This is a genomic window from Coleofasciculus sp. D1-CHI-01 (assembly GCF_040218875.1).
Lineage (GTDB): Bacteria > Cyanobacteriota > Cyanobacteriia > Cyanobacteriales > Coleofasciculaceae > Coleofasciculus.
This window is the reverse complement of record NZ_JAVJQP010000005.1, coordinates 40,330-56,547: the sequence shown is the minus strand read 5'-3', so window position 1 is coordinate 56,547 and position 16,218 is coordinate 40,330. Positions and strand designations below refer to the sequence as shown.

Annotated in this window: 19 protein-coding genes and 1 tRNA gene; 12 read left to right on the top strand and 8 right to left on the bottom strand. The window is 45.3% G+C overall.

The annotated features are described in order from the left end of the window. Positions 1 to 671 precede the first annotated feature (671 nt). Positions 672 to 980, bottom strand: coding sequence for a hypothetical protein (locus RIB93_RS00875; protein ID WP_446369379.1), 309 nt, complete (start codon positions 978 to 980; stop codon positions 672 to 674). A 375-nt stretch (positions 981 to 1,355) separates the two neighbouring features. On the opposite strand from RIB93_RS00875, the gene RIB93_RS00870 reads away from it, so the two are divergent. Beyond that, positions 1,356 to 1,661 (top strand): urease subunit beta, encoded by a 306-nt coding sequence (locus RIB93_RS00870; protein ID WP_006106558.1) that lies wholly within the window; start codon positions 1,356 to 1,358, stop codon positions 1,659 to 1,661. Between the two features lie 173 nt (positions 1,662 to 1,834). On the opposite strand, the gene murA is transcribed toward RIB93_RS00870, so the two are convergent. Beyond that, positions 1,835 to 3,187: a UDP-N-acetylglucosamine 1-carboxyvinyltransferase gene (murA, locus tag RIB93_RS00865; protein ID WP_446369377.1), complete on the bottom strand. Its 1,353-nt coding sequence runs from the start codon at positions 3,185 to 3,187 to the stop codon at positions 1,835 to 1,837. A gap of 241 nt (positions 3,188 to 3,428) precedes the next feature. On the opposite strand from murA, the gene RIB93_RS00860 reads away from it, so the two are divergent. Both RIB93_RS00860 and RIB93_RS00855 read left to right on the top strand, forming a co-directional pair. Further along, a tRNA-Leu gene (locus tag RIB93_RS00860) sits at positions 3,429 to 3,512 on the top strand. A 51-nt stretch (positions 3,513 to 3,563) separates the two neighbouring features. Continuing rightward, positions 3,564 to 4,361 carry a TrmH family RNA methyltransferase gene (locus tag RIB93_RS00855; RefSeq protein ID WP_446369375.1) on the top strand — a complete coding sequence of 266 codons (798 nt, stop codon included), beginning with the start codon at positions 3,564 to 3,566 and terminating at the stop codon, positions 4,359 to 4,361. A 129-nt stretch (positions 4,362 to 4,490) separates the two neighbouring features. On the opposite strand, the gene RIB93_RS00850 is transcribed toward RIB93_RS00855, so the two are convergent. Then, a complete protein-coding gene (locus tag RIB93_RS00850; protein WP_446369373.1) occupies positions 4,491 to 4,763 on the bottom strand; it encodes a hypothetical protein in 273 nt (90 codons plus the stop codon). Between the two features lie 579 nt (positions 4,764 to 5,342). On the opposite strand from RIB93_RS00850, the gene lpdA reads away from it, so the two are divergent. From lpdA to RIB93_RS00830, 4 genes are all read left to right on the top strand, one after another. Next, positions 5,343 to 6,776, top strand: coding sequence for a dihydrolipoyl dehydrogenase (gene lpdA / locus RIB93_RS00845; RefSeq protein WP_446369371.1), 1,434 nt, complete (start codon positions 5,343 to 5,345; stop codon positions 6,774 to 6,776). A 303-nt stretch (positions 6,777 to 7,079) separates the two neighbouring features. Continuing rightward, the gene (trpC, locus tag RIB93_RS00840; protein ID WP_446369370.1) at positions 7,080 to 7,982 is read left to right on the top strand and encodes an indole-3-glycerol phosphate synthase TrpC; all 903 of its coding nucleotides are present in this window, start codon (positions 7,080 to 7,082) and stop codon (positions 7,980 to 7,982) included. A gap of 41 nt (positions 7,983 to 8,023) precedes the next feature. Then, positions 8,024 to 8,311, top strand: coding sequence for a DUF5340 domain-containing protein (locus RIB93_RS00835; protein ID WP_446369368.1), 288 nt, complete (start codon positions 8,024 to 8,026; stop codon positions 8,309 to 8,311). A 53-nt stretch (positions 8,312 to 8,364) separates the two neighbouring features. After that, the gene (locus RIB93_RS00830; RefSeq protein WP_446369366.1) at positions 8,365 to 9,519 is read left to right on the top strand and encodes a pyridoxal-phosphate-dependent aminotransferase family protein; all 1,155 of its coding nucleotides are present in this window, start codon (positions 8,365 to 8,367) and stop codon (positions 9,517 to 9,519) included. 191 nt (positions 9,520 to 9,710) lie between these two features. Here RIB93_RS00830 and RIB93_RS00825 read toward each other — a convergent pair whose 3' ends face one another. Next, positions 9,711 to 9,902 (bottom strand): DUF2949 domain-containing protein, encoded by a 192-nt coding sequence (locus RIB93_RS00825; protein ID WP_006100242.1) that lies wholly within the window; start codon positions 9,900 to 9,902, stop codon positions 9,711 to 9,713. A 453-nt stretch (positions 9,903 to 10,355) separates the two neighbouring features. After that, a complete protein-coding gene (locus tag RIB93_RS00820; protein ID WP_446369364.1) occupies positions 10,356 to 10,922 on the bottom strand; it encodes a DUF192 domain-containing protein in 567 nt (188 codons plus the stop codon). A 39-nt stretch (positions 10,923 to 10,961) separates the two neighbouring features. Here RIB93_RS00820 and RIB93_RS00815 point away from each other — a divergent pair, with 39 nt between their 5' ends. After that, on the top strand, positions 10,962 to 11,198 hold the full coding sequence (locus tag RIB93_RS00815; protein WP_446369362.1) for a hypothetical protein: 237 nt from the start codon (positions 10,962 to 10,964) through the stop codon (positions 11,196 to 11,198). Positions 11,199 to 11,273: 75 nt separating this feature from the next. On the opposite strand, the gene nblR is transcribed toward RIB93_RS00815, so the two are convergent. The 3 genes from nblR to RIB93_RS00800 form a co-directional block, all read right to left on the bottom strand. Continuing rightward, a complete protein-coding gene (gene nblR, locus RIB93_RS00810) occupies positions 11,274 to 11,975 on the bottom strand; it encodes a response regulator transcription factor NblR (RefSeq protein ID WP_446369360.1) in 702 nt (233 codons plus the stop codon). A gap of 155 nt (positions 11,976 to 12,130) precedes the next feature. Next, positions 12,131 to 12,628, bottom strand: a complete 498-nt coding sequence (locus RIB93_RS00805; protein WP_446369358.1) for a DUF3368 domain-containing protein — start codon at positions 12,626 to 12,628, stop codon at positions 12,131 to 12,133. After that, positions 12,612 to 12,863, bottom strand: a complete 252-nt coding sequence (locus RIB93_RS00800; protein ID WP_446369356.1) for a UPF0175 family protein — start codon at positions 12,861 to 12,863, stop codon at positions 12,612 to 12,614. The genes RIB93_RS00805 and RIB93_RS00800 overlap by 17 nt, the downstream gene beginning before the upstream one ends. Between RIB93_RS00800 and RIB93_RS00795 the strand changes: the two genes are divergently transcribed. The 4 genes from RIB93_RS00795 to RIB93_RS00780 all read left to right on the top strand — a co-directional run bounded on the left by RIB93_RS00795 (position 12,862) and on the right by RIB93_RS00780 (position 16,128). Then, positions 12,862 to 12,987 carry a hypothetical protein gene (locus RIB93_RS00795; protein ID WP_446369354.1) on the top strand — a complete coding sequence of 42 codons (126 nt, stop codon included), beginning with the start codon at positions 12,862 to 12,864 and terminating at the stop codon, positions 12,985 to 12,987. The genes RIB93_RS00800 and RIB93_RS00795 overlap by 2 nt on opposite strands. Before the next feature lie 51 nt (positions 12,988 to 13,038). Next, the gene (locus tag RIB93_RS00790; protein ID WP_446369352.1) at positions 13,039 to 13,359 is read left to right on the top strand and encodes a hypothetical protein; all 321 of its coding nucleotides are present in this window, start codon (positions 13,039 to 13,041) and stop codon (positions 13,357 to 13,359) included. Between the two features lie 716 nt (positions 13,360 to 14,075). After that, positions 14,076 to 15,326 carry a DNA cytosine methyltransferase gene (locus RIB93_RS00785; RefSeq protein ID WP_446369350.1) on the top strand — a complete coding sequence of 417 codons (1,251 nt, stop codon included), beginning with the start codon at positions 14,076 to 14,078 and terminating at the stop codon, positions 15,324 to 15,326. Further along, the gene (locus RIB93_RS00780) at positions 15,244 to 16,128 is read left to right on the top strand and encodes a TdeIII family type II restriction endonuclease (RefSeq protein ID WP_446369383.1); all 885 of its coding nucleotides are present in this window, start codon (positions 15,244 to 15,246) and stop codon (positions 16,126 to 16,128) included. Before RIB93_RS00785 ends, RIB93_RS00780 begins: the two co-directional genes overlap by 83 nt. Positions 16,129 to 16,218: the final 90 nt, after the last annotated feature.

The window sequence follows — 16,218 nt, the reverse complement described above, 5'->3', positions numbered from 1 at the left end:
GGGGGAGCAAGGGTACATTTTACCTGAGCAAGGTGATGCCATACTTATGAAGGATGCTACCCCATTTCCTTGCACTTTATCCACTGTAAATATGGCTCAAAGCATTGATAGCTAAGGGTTTCGGCTTTGTGCAGCAAGCCCTAATTAAAGGTTGGATGGTGTTAATTAAATCCGGCGGGTCGCCCCTACAAGGCTGGTGGGCAATGTCCACCCGACGGGATACCGAGGGTTTCGGCGACTTAAACAGAATATCACTAATGATATTGGCGACAATTTCCGGTTGATTATTGGTGGGTTACGGCGGATATTTCATTAAAAGGTTACTGGAAAAAGGGGATAACCGCCTAACCCACCCTACCGACAAGGTACAGGTATTTTGATGGATTATAACCGTAGGGGCGCACCGACGTGCATTGGTATCAACTTAAGCCGAAAACTAATACTGGAAAGCTTTTAAGCTGTGTCCCGGCGTGGGAGAGGGGCTGGGGGTGAGGGGTTTTCAAATTGACACTGATGCGGTAAAACCCGCCTCTACAGAGATTAAACTTTAAAACTTTATTTGTGAATCATGCATCATGCTTCAATTCGCACGGCTGATATTCATCAAGGGTTACGCTCAGCATGACAAATTCTACCTTAGACTGCAAATTGGTATTAGGAGAAACTTCAAATTAACATTGTTTCAGCAGCGCAATCCACATATCAGGTGGGTTGGAATAATAATTAATCTTATCCACTTGATAGCGATTTGAAGTAGAGCCTCTCTGCAAAATAAGATAGTCACCGGGTTCGACACCTTGACCTTGTTCGGTCATGTATGCCCGAATTCCGCCATCTTTCGGGACGAAGACATGATTGTGATGGTCATTGGATACCTTATAATGATGCGTTCTATTCAATCGCTGGGGTGGATTGGATAAAACTTTTTGGGTTAAGGACGAATCTGGAGCAGAAAGAGTTGCTAAATGGATTGAGGACATATCTGACACGTCTTGGCTAAATATTACAAGTTGTTAGAAAAAGTTATTCCTGAAAATGCACGACTACATTTTCATACCAATTGTTGATTGACTAATTAAGTTTTATCAAAGTTAGTGGCTGCCTATCTCAGCAAAATAGCGTAATTGTTATCCGCATGATCACCGATATTTGGATAAATCAACTATTGTAAAGATATTTTTATATAAATATACAAAATTAAAATAATCTTTTCATCAAACAGGTTAAATAGTCGTGTATCATAAACAAATTTGGGTTTGTTGGCAGCGGTAAAGATAGTTGAAGCACTGGGAGTAGCTGCTGTCATCGAAATGAACACTGTCTATAGTTTTGTAAAATTTTATTAAGGGTAGCTGATGATTCCAGGGGAACTAATCATCCAAAAGGGAGAGATTGAACTGAATGCAGGGCGTCCTACCTTGCGCCTGTCGGTAGCGAATACAGGCGATCGCCCGATTCAGGTGGGTTCTCATTTCCATTTCTATGAAGTGAATGACGCTCTCACCTTTGATCGAGAGCAAGCCAAGGGAATGCGGTTAAACATCCCGGCGGGTACAGCCGTGCGTTTTGAACCGGGAGATGAACGGGAGGTTGAGTTAGTTCCGTTTGTCGGTAGTCGTCAGGTTTATGGGTTTAATGGCAGAGTCAATGGGGCGCTATAACGGGGAGCTGGGGGAGCTGGGGGAGCTGGGGGAGCTGGGGAAGCTGGGGAAGTCATAACATACGCTTATGCTACTCTAGATCCCCGACTTCATGGTTGAAACCTGATGTCACCAATGAATTGATTCAGAAGTTGGGGATTTATCGGATAAGTAGCAAGAATTGTGGCTTAGGGTCAGGAATCGACGGGACTGTGAGCCACCGAGGACGCTTTTATGGGGGAGTTATCCGATACCCGTTGTAATCGTGCGCCAAGTTTCTGTAACTTCGCCTCTAGCTTCTCATACCCTCGGTCTAAATGATGCAGTCCCTGAATTGTGGTTTTACCATCGGCGGCTAAGGCGGCTAATATCAGCGCAGCGGACGCTCGTAAGTCAGTGGCAACCACAGGGGCTCCTGATAACAAAGGCACACCGCGCACGATCGCATTATTGCCTTTAATCCGAATATCTGCCCCCATGCGATTCAATTCAGGAACATGTCCTAAACGATTTTCAAACACGGTTTCGGTAATCACACTATCCCCATCACTCAGGGTTAGGAGTGCCATGAAGGGAGCCTGCATATCCGTGGGAAATCCGGGATAGGGCAAGGTTTCAATATCCGTCGCCCGAATAATTCCGGTCGGAATAATCCGCAGACAGTCGGGGGCTTCCTGAATCACTCTCATGCCAATATCTTGGAGTTTGGCGATCGCGGCGGTAATATGATCGGGCACAACCGGGGACAGGGTGAGTTCTGACTGAGTAATTGCCGCCGCCACTAAAAACGTACCCGTTTCGATGCGATCGGGAATAATCGAGTAGTCTACCGAATGTAAACTGGGAACGCCAGAAATAATAATCGTGTTGGTTCCCGCCCCCCGAATCTTGGCACCCATGGCGTTACAAAAATTTGCCAAATCCACCACTTCTGGCTCTTGGGCAGCATTTTCTAGGATTGTTTCCCCTTCTGCTAACGTCGCCGCCATCATCAGGGTTTCTGTTGCACCCACACTGGGATAGTCCAGATAAATTTTTGCCCCCTTTAACCGCCGCCGTCCATTACCCCTCACATAAGCATGAACCATACCATGCTCAATTTGCACCTCAGCCCCCAGCGCTTGCAATCCCCTAACATGAAGATCGACAGGTCTAGCGCCAATGGCACAGCCACCCGGTAAAGGAACTTGAGCCGCACCCAATCGTGCCAACAGAGAACCAATCACAAAGAAACTGGCTCGAAGCTGATTCACAATCTCGTAGGGTGCTTTTGACTGCTTCAAATGACGAGCATTGATATCCAAGATATCTCCTTGGCATTCTAGCTTTACACCCAAAGCCGCCAGCACCTGACCCATCCGCCCTATATCTACCAGAGAAGGCACATTACGCAGTCGGCAATCTTCAGGACACAGCAGCGCCCCTGCCATAATTGCCAATGCTGAGTTCTTCGCGCCACTAATGGTGACATGTCCTTTTAGGGAAGAGCTGCCCCAAATCTCTAGAACGGAGGCGTTTGGCTTGGGTACAGAGCTGGTATCTGTCAAATTAAGAGAGTGGTTGATAGGTCTATCCTCCAGAATCGGTGAAATCTTGGCATGTTTTAAAATTTGGTTTTGATTCTACCTGAAAGAGGGCAAATGTCTAGATTTGCTCCCCAAAATTAGTGAATCGACCAGCTTTGGATTGTACCTTGTCCGATGCTGAAAATCCGCAAAAAAAAAATAGTTGACAACTGTGTCAGGATTGTTGCATGATTAGAAACTGCATGGAAAATTCAAAAAAGACGCGGAACTGGCGGAATTGGTAGACGCGCTAGATTCAGGTTCTAGTGTTCGCAAGAACTTCCGGGTTCAAGTCCCGGGTTCCGCATTGAAAATTGTAGAGACGTAGCATGCTACGTCTCTACATCCAATTGAAATCATGCTAACCAGTACCAAAAATCCTCTAGTTAAGGCAATTCGGAAATTGCACACAGCCAAAGGACGACGGGAGGAGCAACTTCTGTTGTTAGAGGGAACTCACCTGTTAGCAGAAGCCTGTGCGGTCAATTATCCCTTAGTCACGCTTTGTTGTACACCCGATTGGCAGCACAGTCATCCTCAACTTTGGCAAGACGCTACCCCTCACTGTCAGCGTGTAGAACTTGTTAGCGCCTCGGTTCTCAAAGCCATGGCGACAACGGTTCAGCCAGATGGCGTAGTGGTAACGGCAAAATCTTCATTCCTCGCCCCGCCTCAGATTCCCTGTTCCCTTGGTTTAGTTTTAGAGACGCTGCAAGATCCAGGAAACTTAGGCACGATCATTCGTACCGCAACCGCAGCCGGTGTGGATGGTTTATGGCTAAGTCCAGACAGTGTAGACTTAGAGAATCCCAAAGTCTTGCGAGCTTCAGCTGGTCAATGGTTTCGTCTGCCCATGAGTGCCAATGCTAATCTGAGTCAGGTCGTTAGGCAAAGTCAGGCTCAAGGGGTACAAGTTGTGGCGACTTTACCCAAGGCGACATTAAGTTACTGGGAGGTAGACTGGTGCTGTCCTAGCTTAATTCTACTGGGCAATGAGGCGGCGGGATTGCGTCCTGAGTTAGCGACACTTGCTGATAAATCGGTGCAAATTCCCCTCGGTCAGGATGTAGAATCTTTAAATGTGGCGATCGCGGCAGCTTTAATCGTGTATGAAGCGCTGCGCCAAAGGGTTGGGGGAATAGGTAATAGGGAATAGGCAATAGGCAATAGGCAATGGGCTATAGAAATTTTGTCCCTCATCTTCCCCAGCTTCCCCAGCTTCCCCAGCTTCCCCAGCTTCCCCATCTTCCTCAGCTTCCCCAGCTTCCCCCGCTTCCCCCGCTCTCTATTCCTCTTCCAGTGGTTCAGTGTCGCCAAAAAATGCATCCAGATCAGCCGCCGCTTCTTCGAGAAGATCGAGATCAAAAACCTCATCGTCTGACTGAGCGGATTTTGATTGAGGAGTTTTTGATTGAGGAGTCGGGGATCTCAATGAAGAAGGACGGGATTTCAATTGGGGAGGAGGAGATGTATGACCCAAGAGATTCTCCAGTTGGTCAAGTGACTCTACAAACGCTCTAGCTGCTTCATTTCGATGATTTTTTTGAGGCTCGCGCATAATGGTTTTATCCCCTAAAGCTATTGTTTATTGAGAGTGAACGCTACTCATTAGCCTATACTCGGAAAAACAACACCCTTACCGTTTCATTCTATGGTATAGTTGTTTAGCTTTAGGGCTAGCTGCAAAAATGGGAAATTCTATAACAATAAAGGTTTGAGGATGTATAAGTCTCTGGACATAAATTCTGTACGCTGTACTAAGAAATATTAAGAAGCCTCAAAACTTTACTGTTGCCTAATCTCAACCGTTAACTTTAATGAAAGTCTGACGACTTAGATTAGGATGAAAAATTGCTCTACTGAGTCAGATAGCAGTATTCGATAAAATATCCGCTTTTTCGGAAAATAATATTTACTCAAAAAATAGTTATTGTATAGTCAAAGATGCCAAAAATCATGTCGAAGAGCAATTAAACCAAAATCTAAGCAATCTCCGTGACCTATCCAATTTAGCAAACACACAACCCCTAAATAAACCACCGCCTCAGCTAGATTAGGCAAAATTTTTCAGCAAAAGCTTGCGATGAGTCAGGGGTCAAGTTGAAAATAAGGAGGCAATTGCGTCAGGGAAATGGATGTGAGTCAAGAATTTGATTACGATTTAGTGATTATCGGTGCTGGCGTCGGTGGACATGGCGCTGCCATACATGCAGTAAGTTGCGGATTGAAAACCGCGATCATTGAAGCATCGGAGATGGGCGGGACTTGTGTGAATCGTGGTTGTATCCCGTCAAAAGCCCTATTAGCCGCATCAGGGCGGGTGCGTGAGTTACGCAATACTCATCATCTGGAATCCTTGGGAATTCAGGTGGGTGGCGTAGAATTTGACCGAGGCGCGATCGCGAATCATGCCAATACCCTGGTGAGTAAAATTCGTGGCGATCTCACCAACAGCCTCAAACGCTTAAAGGTGGATATCATTTCCGGTTGGGGTCGAGTGGCGGAACCCCAAAAAGTAACAGTGACGACAGACGAGGGTGAAAAAACAGTCACCGCCAAAGACATTATCCTCTGTACAGGTTCCGTTCCCTTCGTTCCCCCCGGTATTGAACTCGATGGGAAAACCGTCTTCACCAGCGACGACGCCCTAAAGCTGGAATGGTTACCCCAATGGGTGGCAATTGTTGGCAGTGGTTATATCGGGTTAGAGTTTGCTGATATCTATACCGCCCTAGGGTCAGAAATCACCATGATTGAAGCCCTAGATCAGTTAATGCCCACCTTTGACCCCGATATTGCCAAACTCGCTAGCCGGATACTGATTTCTCCCCGTGATATGGAAACCTATTCCGGCACTCTGGCACAAAAAGTGACTCCGGGTTCACCCGTGGTGATTGAACTAGCGGATGCCAAAACCAAGGAAGTCGTGGATGTCTTAGAAGTTGATGCCTGCTTAGTCGCTACTGGACGGATTCCGGTGAGTAAAGATTTAGGATTAGAGTCCGTAGGCGTGGAAACAGATCGCCGAGGCTTCATCCCTATCAATGATCAAATGGCAGTGTTATCCGGTGACGAAACCGTTCCTCACCTCTGGGCAATTGGTGACGCTACCGGTAAACTCATGCTGGCACATGCGGCATCAGCTCAAGGGGTTGTCGCCGTAGAAAATATCTGTGGGCGTCATCGTACTATTGACTATCGCAGCATCCCCGCCGCCGCCTTTACCCATCCAGAAATTAGTTATGTGGGATTAACTGAACCCGCCGCCAAGGAAGTCGGTGAACAAGAAGGATTTGAAGTTGCCTCAGTAAGGACGTATTTTAAAGGAAATTCCAAAGCGATCGCCGAAGGAGAGGCGGATGGGATTGCCAAAGTTATCTATCGTAAAGATAGCGGTGAAATCCTCGGAGTTCACATCTTAGGCATCCACGCCTCTGACTTAATTCACGAAGCCTCAAACGCGATCGCCCAGCGACAGTCGGTGAATACTTTGGCATACTTAGTCCATGCTCATCCCACTTTGTCAGAAGTCCTTGACGAAGCCTACAAGCGAGCCGTTGCCACTCATTAGACCCGTTGCCGTTCGGTCAAAAAGAGCAGGGAAGCAGGGGGAGCTGGGGGAGCAGAGGGAGCAGAGGGAGCTGGGGGAGCCATGTAGAGACGTAGCATGCTACGTCTGGAAGCTGGGGGAGAGTTTTGAAAGTTGTAGGGGCGGGTTTTACCATTAACTTTTGGTGTTACCCAGATATAAATAAACCCGCCCCAACAGAGTGCAAAAATTTTGCGACGAATGACATAAGACATAAGACAAATGACATAAGACATAAGACATAAGACAAAAGACAAAAGACATAAGACGAAGGACCAATGACCAATGACCAATGACCAAACACCCATTCGCCGTCGTCCACCCAATCCGGCAGTTGACCTAAATATCCTGCGTTATCAAGTTGTTCTCCCAGACGCCCAGCCGCGCCATATTCTAGAAGAAATTGTCTGGCATAAAGAAAAAGAAGTTGACCAGATGCGGGAACGGCTGAACTTAGCTCAACTGCGGAAACAGATCGAGTCAGCCCCGCCAGCGCGGGACTTTAAAGCGGCGTTATTAGCGGCAAAGACTCGTCCCGCCTTAATTGCTGAAGTCAAAAAGGCATCACCGAGTAAAGGCGTGATTCGGGAAGCATTTGACCCAGTTGCCATTGCCCGTGCTTACGAACAAGGGGGGGCGAGTGCCATATCCGTGCTGACGGATAAAAAGTTTTTCCAAGGGAGTTGGGACAATCTCAGCTATGTCAGGGAAACTGTAAATTTGCCAATTCTGTGTAAAGAGTTCATCATTTATCCCTATCAACTCTATCTGGCTCGGAGTCGCGGTGCTGATGCGGTGTTGCTGATTGCGGCTATCTTGTCGGATCAAGACCTACGGTATTTTGTCAAAATTGCCAATGGGTTATCCATGACCCCTTTGATCGAAGTGCATACTTTGGATGAATTAGACCGCGTGTTATCGGTAGATGGCGTTACCCTAGTAGGTATAAACAATCGCAACTTGGCAGATTTCTCTGTTGATTTGCAAACGACCTGCCAACTTTTGGCAGCACGAAGTCAGCAGCTTAAAGAACGCGGTATTCTGGTTGTCAGCGAGTCAGGACTGCATAAACGTGCTGATTTAGAGCAGGTCGCATCGGCGGGGGCTACAGCCGTACTGATCGGTGAATCATTGGTCAAACAGCCTGATCCAGCCCTAGCCGTTACCAATCTGTACTCGTTCAACTGAAGCGCGATCGCCAATTCGTCTTTTGAGGTAAACCCGGTTTCATGGAGCCAATACCCCTTCCGTCTTATATTCACTACGAACTGCTACTACAGATGCTAGAGCGTCATACTTCCTTTGCCACGAATCAAAACCCCATGATTCGAGAACAGGTGCATCAATTGATTGTTACCCTCCGCAAAGCGTTAGCCCAGCAGAAACAACTCGAACAAACCTGTAATCGGCTCAATTTACCAGTTGAGTACCGTTGGTCTCTCAATAGTGTCAATGTTGAGTCAAAATCATCAGATAATGGTTTTCCCCTAGATTCGGATACCAAAACCCAGTTATGAGATAGTGGTGTGATTCAGAATTAGGTGATGCTCAAAGGTTGAGGATAACGCTCATGGATAATAAGTTGATGCTGATGATTCCCGGACCAACACCGGTGCCTGAACAGGTTTTGCTGGCGTTAGCCCAGCATCCGATCGGGCATCGTAGTGGGGAATTTAGCGCCGTTATGGCAGAGGTGACCCAAAACCTAAAATGGTTACACCAGACTCAAAATGATGTTTTGGTGTTAACGGTGAGTGGTACGGGTGCCATGGAAGCTGGGATTATTAATTTTTTGAGTCCCGGCGATCGCGTTTTGGTCGGAAGTAATGGCAAATTTGGCGATCGCTGGGCGAAGATGAGCGCGGCGTTTGGTTTAGAGGTGGAGACGATTACGGCATCGTGGGGTCAACCTCTTGAGCCAGAACAATTTCGCCAAAAGCTGGAGGCGGATACGGATAAGACTATCAAAGCGGTTATCGTCACCCACTCAGAAACTTCCACCGGGGTACTCAATGATCTGGAAACGATTAATCGTTATGTCAAAGACCATGGTCAAGCTTTAATTATTGTAGACGCGGTGACCAGTTTGGGGGCGGTCAATTTACCCATTGATGAGTGGGGGCTTGATGTGGTGGCGTCAGGTGCCCAGAAAGGCTATATGGTTCCCCCAGGATTAGGGTTTGTTTGTGTCTCAGATAAGGCATGGCAAGCCTACGAAACGGCTAAACTGCCTCGCTTTTATTTCGATTTGGGAACCTATCGCAAAGCGGCACAAAAGAATAGTAATCCGTTTACGCCGCCAGTCAATTTAATGTTGGGACTGCAAACGGCGTTGCGAATGATGAAAGCTGAGGGGTTAGATAATATTTTTGCTCGTCATTACCGCTTGATGCAGGCAACGCGGGCGGCAATTGAGGCGCTTTCCCTTCCTTTATTTGCTCCGGATAATGCCGCCAGTCCAGCGGTAACGGCGGTAGCCCCTGCGTCGATTGAGGCAGAACAAATTCGTAGCGTGATGAAAAAGCGTTTTGATATTTCTCTGGCTGGGGGACAAGATCACTTCAAAGGCAAAATATTCCGTATTGGTCACTTAGGCTTTGTCTGCGATCGCGATATTTTGGCGGCGATTGGGGCGCTAGAAGCCACGTTGCGGGAATTAGGTTATGAGTCCATGACACCAGGAGCCGGAGTGTCAGCAGTCGCTCGCGTCTTGACTCAATCTTAGGTTAAACCATAAACGAGACACCCAAGACGCCAAAAAAGAGCGGGTCAACTAGCGACCCGCTCTTTCTTGTAGAGGAATCAACGGTCAATGGATAACACTGTATGGAGTTGAACGGTTTAGACATGAATGGGTTATTCCCAAGGCGTAAGCACTTAGACATTATTATATGCTCCTGACCGATTGTTGGAGTTTCAGACTGTTTCCAGCCAGTCATAGATTTGGTCTAATTGCTGCAATGTGACTAAACCGTACTGCCACAAAATCATTGGTAACGGTCCTGGGTCTTGTTCCCGACGTCGTTGAGCGATCGCAATGGAATCAGTAGAAATTGCCAATTCTTCTTGCAGAAATCGTAAAAATTCAGAATAGGTTGCAGGTGCCATAATGGCTATTCACCTCCTTATCGGCTACTATTGTGGAATCAGCGTCCTGCCTCCTTTAGCAATGGGTAGACAGATTTAATACTGTCTACTAGCTGAGGGTTCTTTGCTTATTGTGATAGGTTAATCCGGCACTGCTTGTGTCCTAGATCACTGACCATCTAAGATCTTGATTGATCGAGTTGAAAACTCACGGGATGTGCTGACCAGCTATCGTTTTAACCTTCACCCCCCATCAACTTGAGGGTAATTTTAGTTAACTCACTTCACACCACTAAAAGGCAGTTGCAGGCTACACCCCTACTTGGTCGTGTTGATGGGTATCCACAGCTAAGGCAGGTTACCACCTTATCGTCAATAGTCTTTTATGAGAATCTCTCTTACGAAATGTTAACGTAATTTCATATAAAAATCTTTACATCGTTGATTTAAGTTTTCAATGATGTTAATCAAAATTTAAGATTCTGACGCGGGATTAATCTCTTCCTCTAGGAGGATGATTTTTATGCGATCGCCTACTTGTAGTCCCAGTTGAGCAGCTCGTCCCCCAGCGAGTTCAATCACTTGGTCAACCAGAACCCCTGGTCCATAGGTAGGACAGGGAGTGGAGATACAGGGAGGAACATTTTCCGCGATCGCTTTGACTTCACCATCTCGCAAAAAGATCATATCCAGGGGGATTTTCACATTCTTCATCCAAAAGCTAGCGCGTCGCGGTGGGTTCAAGGGAAACAACATCCCCCGATCTGGCGCTAAAGCCGTGCGATACATCAATCCGATCTGCTGTTGTCGAGGTGTCCTAGCCACTTCGAGCAAAACCTGCTGATCCCCGATCTGGGTTTGAGCGCTAATAGGTAACATCTGACCGGAATTAGAGGATGACGAGGAGAGAGATGGCGGTTCTGGAAGTTGTTCGCCAGATTTTAAGGGGGTGCGATCGGCGGCAGGGTTGGAGTTGGAAGCCGAACATCCTAGTAGTAGTAGACTAAGAGTGATTCCGAGTAGGTGAGTCTGATAGGTCATGAGTTTAGATTAGAGAGATGGGGGAGTTATCAGTTATCAGTGAGCAGTTATCAGTTATCAGGAGCAGGGGGAGCAGGGGGAGCAGAGGGAGCAGAGGGAGCAGAGGGAGCAGAGGGAGCAGAGGGAGCAGAGGGAGCAGGGGGAGCAGAGGGAGCAGAGGGAGCAGAGGGAGCAGGGGAAGATGAGGGAGATGGGGAAGATGAGGAAGTTAACTCAAAACTCTACCTTACCTGTTCCCTGTTCCCTCTTCTTAGACAAATGACAAATGACAAATGACAAATGACAAATGACAAATGACAAATGACAAATGACAATCAAAACCTTTAACTTTAATTGTTCCTACCCACTTAATTAAGATTCTCGCAAAACGTAACCGACACCCCGGACAGTTTGAATCAAGCGCTTGTCACCCTCATCTTCAATTTTCAGGCGGAGATACCGGATATACACCTCAATTACATTCGACTCGCCCAGAAAATCGTATCCCCAAACATTTTCCAGAATTTGCTCGCGAGTTAAAACTTCACGGGGATGGGTCATCAAATACTTAAGCAATTCAAACTCTTTCATCGTCAAATCAATCACTCGTCCTCCCCGCATAGCGCGGCGCGTCGTTAAATCCAACACCAAATCCCCAAATCGGAGTTGTTCACTCGTATTGGTATCAGGTTCTAGATACAGACGTACCATCTGCAAAAAGGCGTCAGCGCGATAGGGTTTCAGGAAAAAATCATCAGCACCCGCTTCTAAACAGGCGACTCGATCCTCAATCGCATCGCGAGTGACGAGTACCAGTAGGGGGACACGAGAACCCGCTTTTCTCAGGCGAGTACATAAACTGAGACCGGATTCGCCAGAACCAGAAAGCGATTGATCCACAACCATCATCGCGGGTTGGAGTTCACAAGCTTGATGCCAGCCACTAGGCGCATCTGTCGCGATAACCGTATGATAGCCAGCTTCTATTAGATCTAGGCTCATGCGTTGAGCCAGGGTTTCATCGGTTTCTACAAGCAAAACACAGGGATTACCGTCAAGGGGAGCAGATTGCATAGATGGCGCTGGTGGTGAGTCGTTGGGTTTAACACCGGAATTTCCTCTATTGTTCTAGCATGACTGGGCGCGTATGATTCCGCCCAGAGTGACAGAAATAAATTAGCCGTTCAAATCCCCCTTGTTCAACTTCTGCCAAGGTGTACTAGCAGCCGTCACTCTCCTGCTAATCTCAGAACATCGTCAATAATCTTGTCAGTTAACCACATTCCCTGAGTCCGAAGCCTGATGATAATGGGTGCAATTAATGGTAAATATCCTAACTGTTTAGCTTTGACCAATACACCAAGAGTGCCTGTGTATTTTAATCCATACAGATTAGCGATACGTCGCGCCAATTGATCATCAAAAACCAGTAAACTGTCTGGGTTTTCTAAGCCTAAGGCTATCACCTCAGCTTCACCCTGTCCTAAATCAACGACAGCAGGAATAAGGGCAGCGGATGCAACTGAACGAATTTGAATCCATTCGATAGCGTTGACTGTTGGTACATCAACCCCTTGCCGTTTACCGACTTCTAGTTCTTGTGGTACAGCAGGGGGTACGGTAATTGAACTGTATAGTTGTTGCAGGAGTTCTAAGTAATTGACTTGGTGGAGATAGAGTAGGGGTGATGTGTTGACAATGATTAGGGGTTCAGGCATTGTTGACATCCTGTTCTAATTCTGTTGGGGTTAAAGAAAAGGGAGATACCTGATAACGCCCTAGTAACATCAGAAATTCTACTCGTGAGATTCCAGCTAATTGAGCGGCGCGTCCGGATGAAAGTTTTCCCAGTTCAAAGAGTTTGACGGCGGCTAATATCTGGAGTTCTCTAGCAATGGTTTCAGGTGTTTCTTTGAGACTGATTAATATTTCTTCAGGAATATCGAGTTGAATTGTACTCATGGTTGATATCTCCGTGGGGAATAGTATGGTCGTAGTTATTCCTAGGGTAGCTGATGGAGTATTAAGCCTAGCGATCGCGCTAGAGATTAAGGGCGTAGCTGGTTTGCTGGTGAATTGCCTATAATGACTTTAACAAGGACAGCAAGTCGCGTCTTTTTCGGATAGATGAGAAGTCATGAGTGCTAATGAAACCGATGATTTGAGAGAACTTAGGCTTTGGTTGGTGCGCTTGGTTGTTGGATCTATTGCTTTTGGAGTATTAGTGGTTTTGCCTGTTCTTTGGTGGCTGAATGTTAGCCCAATTCAACAGCAACAAGGAATTCTAGACGTAAAAGATTTTTTCGAGCTTCAGAACCAGGCAATCAAGTCAGTTACTACATCCATTCAAATTCTAGCTACAGTTTTTGGTGGCATAGCGATTCTGTTTAATGTTTACTATGGAGCTAAACGAGCTAAAGCTTTTGAAAAGAATGCGATCGCACTCGTGCTAAGTTAATCCTCAATCTTCCACAGCAATACCCGCCGAAATTCTTCCCCCTGTGTAGTAAAATTTCAAATTTCGCCGTTGATTTGTATCTGATGGACTTTATCGGCTAATTCCTGGCGGCGCTGTTCGCTGAGTTCATCAATCGCCAGCATTCCCATGTATAGCAGTATCCTCTGGCGTAGTTACAGTACAAATGTTCTAAATGACTCCTGATAAAGCCTCCATTTCTAATGTGTAAATACGCCAGCGCGTAGCGCTATAAATAACCTCTTTTAGGGTCAATCGTGTTGAAAGCAAATAGTCGTGTTCTCAAGGACTAGGTAAGTCTTTTAACCCGTTTTAACGGGTTTAAGCTTTTAGCCCGAACTTTAGTTCAGGGCTTTCTACGCCAATGGTTCAACGCCATCGCCTGTCAAATTCAACACTGTACAACCTACCAACAACTGCAGCAATTGTGGCTGGCGATTGAGCGCGATCGCAAACGGCACAATCAGCAATACAATTTCCCTAAATTAAAGCACTCTGCAATAAGCATAATTGGGGGGGGTATCTAGAAGCTAAAATTAATATTTTACATCACATGAGAATGCTACAAAACTGGATATCATAAGCGGATTATGTCAGACGTGCGATTGTGTCCAGGTTGCAGGACGGGTGGAACTTATCTACAATAATCAAATGATCTCTATTCGGAGCGACCACTGACTGCGATTAGCCTCAATCCTATGAAATCTTTAGACCATGGCGAACAAATAGAATTATTTCAATCATTCAAACCGACTAATCTTATATTTTTTCAACCTAAATTTACTTTCGTAGACTTATTCGCCGGAATCGGTGGATTTAGAATTCCCCTAGAAGAGTTGGGGGGTAAATGTTTAGGTTACTCAGAGATAGATAAAGAAGCCATTAACGTCTATAAGAAAAATTTTATTAGTTATATAAATGCAGACGAACTATATCTAGGAGACATAACAACGCTGCATAAGCTACCGTTTGAGGTCGATATTTTGGTTGGTGGTGTCCCTTGCCAACCTTGGTCTATTGCAGGTAAATTACAAGGGTTAGATGATCCGAGGGGTAAGCTGTGGATTGATGTGTTTAGAGTTGTCCAAGCGAACCAACCTAAAGGATTTATCCTGGAGAATGTTAAAGGGTTAACAGAACCCCGAAATAAACCCAGCTTGAACTATATTATTCAGAATTTAACCCAATGTGGTTATCAGGTTAAGTTTCAAGTGCTTAACTCCTACGATTTTGGTGTACCTCAAGATAGAGATCGAGTATTTATCGTCGGCATCAGGAATGATATAGAAAAGAGTAAAAGCTTTGAATTCCCTAAGCATTTAGGCAAGCAAATCAAGCTCTATGATGTCATTGATGGTATTGAATGTTGTCAGTTAAATAAGAAAAAAATTTCTGCCGAGATTTTATTTGATGGGAAAATTCCAGCCGCCAGAGGTAGATTTCAAAAAATCGATGAATTAAATGATTTTTTTATTTTCGCGGATATCAGAGATGGACATACGACGATCCATTCTTGGGACTTGATTAAAACAACGACTAGAGAAAAAGTAATCTGTAAAACGATTTTAAAAAATAGACGCAAGAAGATCTATGGTCCTAAGGATGGCAATCCCTTAAGCTTTGCGACATTAAGCCAGCTTGTTCCTGAACTGAGAATTGAGGAACTTGAAAAGTTGGTATCTAAGAAAATTATTCGTTATATTGATGATAAAGGATATGAATTTGTAAATTCAAAAATATCTTCAGGCATTAACGGTGTTTCTAAAATATTCTTACCTCATGCCGATGTAATCGCCACGTTAACGGCGACCGGAACAAGAGATTTTGTTGCAACAAAATCTCTTAAATGTCAAGAGCCTGAAGCCTATAAAAAAACATTCATCAAAGAAATTTATAGAAAGAGGAAATTTAAGCGACTTACCGCACAACATAGCTCGTTCAAAAATTAAAGGCTATTTAGAAGGCTTTATCCAAGGGTTAGTCAATGAATATAAAAGTCGAGAAATTGTCCAACCTGATAGTGCATCAGAGTACTTATCGCGCCGATCTTCTAAGGGAGAATTGAAACCCTTTCAAGCCGCACTTATTCCACCCGAATTAATTCGCATTAACCAGTTTGAACGCGGATTAAGTACCCGTTTGGGAAACTCTGTAGAAGAATGCGCTCGTATCATAGCTCAAGATTATTATCCAACGGTACATCGAGGTTATGATATTACTGCCCAAGTTAGTATCACTGCCTTTGCTGAAGCGGAACGCCAGAAGGAACAGTATGAATCGGCTGCCAAGGGGGGACAAGCCAAGCCATCTTTTGAGGAGATGATAATAGCAATGTTAAACGCTCGACGTTCCGATGATTTAGAAGAAAAGCAGGTTCGGGCTGACCTTTATATTCAAACAGATGACGGCAGAGAATTAATATTTGAGATTAAATCCCCTAAACCTAACAAGGGGCAATGTTTAGAAATATTACAGCGTTTGTTGAGATTTCACTTGTTGCGTGGTGATAACTCGGCTCAGGTTCAAGCTTACTATGCGATGCCTTATAATCCTTATGGTTCGACAAAAGCTGATTATAAATGGTCACAGGCTTTAAATTATCTACCGTTTGAGGAAACTGTAGTCATTGGGCAAAATTTTTGGTTAATCCTTGGCGGTGAAACCACATACGAAGAATTATTAGAGATTTATCTGGAAGTTGGACATGATAAAAGTAAGTCCATGCTAGATTCTTTGGCTTTTGAATTTTGATGGAATACAAAATAGAATAATTTCAATCGTTTAAACTTAGTCTATTGCCGAGAAACGACAAGGGCTTAGATAACCGGACAAATCAACTAA

Bases quoted from the DNA above. Each gene is read 5' to 3' on its own strand.
- RIB93_RS00875 (WP_446369379.1), bottom strand. From the start codon at position 980: ATGTCCTCAATCCATTTAGCAACTCTTTCTGCTCCAGATTCGTCCTTA.
- RIB93_RS00870 (WP_006106558.1), top strand. From the start codon at position 1,356: ATGATTCCAGGGGAACTAATCATCCAAAAGGGAGAGATTGAACTGAAT.
- RIB93_RS00855 (WP_446369375.1), top strand. From the start codon at position 3,564: ATGCTAACCAGTACCAAAAATCCTCTAGTTAAGGCAATTCGGAAATTG.
- RIB93_RS00850 (WP_446369373.1), bottom strand. From the start codon at position 4,763: ATGCGCGAGCCTCAAAAAAATCATCGAAATGAAGCAGCTAGAGCGTTT.
- trpC (WP_446369370.1), top strand. From the start codon at position 7,080: ATGACCAATGACCAAACACCCATTCGCCGTCGTCCACCCAATCCGGCA.
- RIB93_RS00835 (WP_446369368.1), top strand. From the start codon at position 8,024: ATGGAGCCAATACCCCTTCCGTCTTATATTCACTACGAACTGCTACTA.
- RIB93_RS00830 (WP_446369366.1), top strand. From the start codon at position 8,365: ATGGATAATAAGTTGATGCTGATGATTCCCGGACCAACACCGGTGCCT.
- RIB93_RS00825 (WP_006100242.1), bottom strand. From the start codon at position 9,902: ATGGCACCTGCAACCTATTCTGAATTTTTACGATTTCTGCAAGAAGAA.
- RIB93_RS00820 (WP_446369364.1), bottom strand. From the start codon at position 10,922: ATGACCTATCAGACTCACCTACTCGGAATCACTCTTAGTCTACTACTA.
- nblR (WP_446369360.1), bottom strand. From the start codon at position 11,975: ATGCAATCTGCTCCCCTTGACGGTAATCCCTGTGTTTTGCTTGTAGAA.
- RIB93_RS00805 (WP_446369358.1), bottom strand. From the start codon at position 12,628: ATGTCAACAATGCCTGAACCCCTAATCATTGTCAACACATCACCCCTA.
- RIB93_RS00795 (WP_446369354.1), top strand. From the start codon at position 12,862: ATGGTTGATATCTCCGTGGGGAATAGTATGGTCGTAGTTATTCCTAGG.
- RIB93_RS00800 (WP_446369356.1), bottom strand. From the start codon at position 12,863: ATGAGTACAATTCAACTCGATATTCCTGAAGAAATATTAATCAGTCTC.
- RIB93_RS00790 (WP_446369352.1), top strand. From the start codon at position 13,039: ATGAGTGCTAATGAAACCGATGATTTGAGAGAACTTAGGCTTTGGTTG.
- RIB93_RS00785 (WP_446369350.1), top strand. From the start codon at position 14,076: ATGAAATCTTTAGACCATGGCGAACAAATAGAATTATTTCAATCATTC.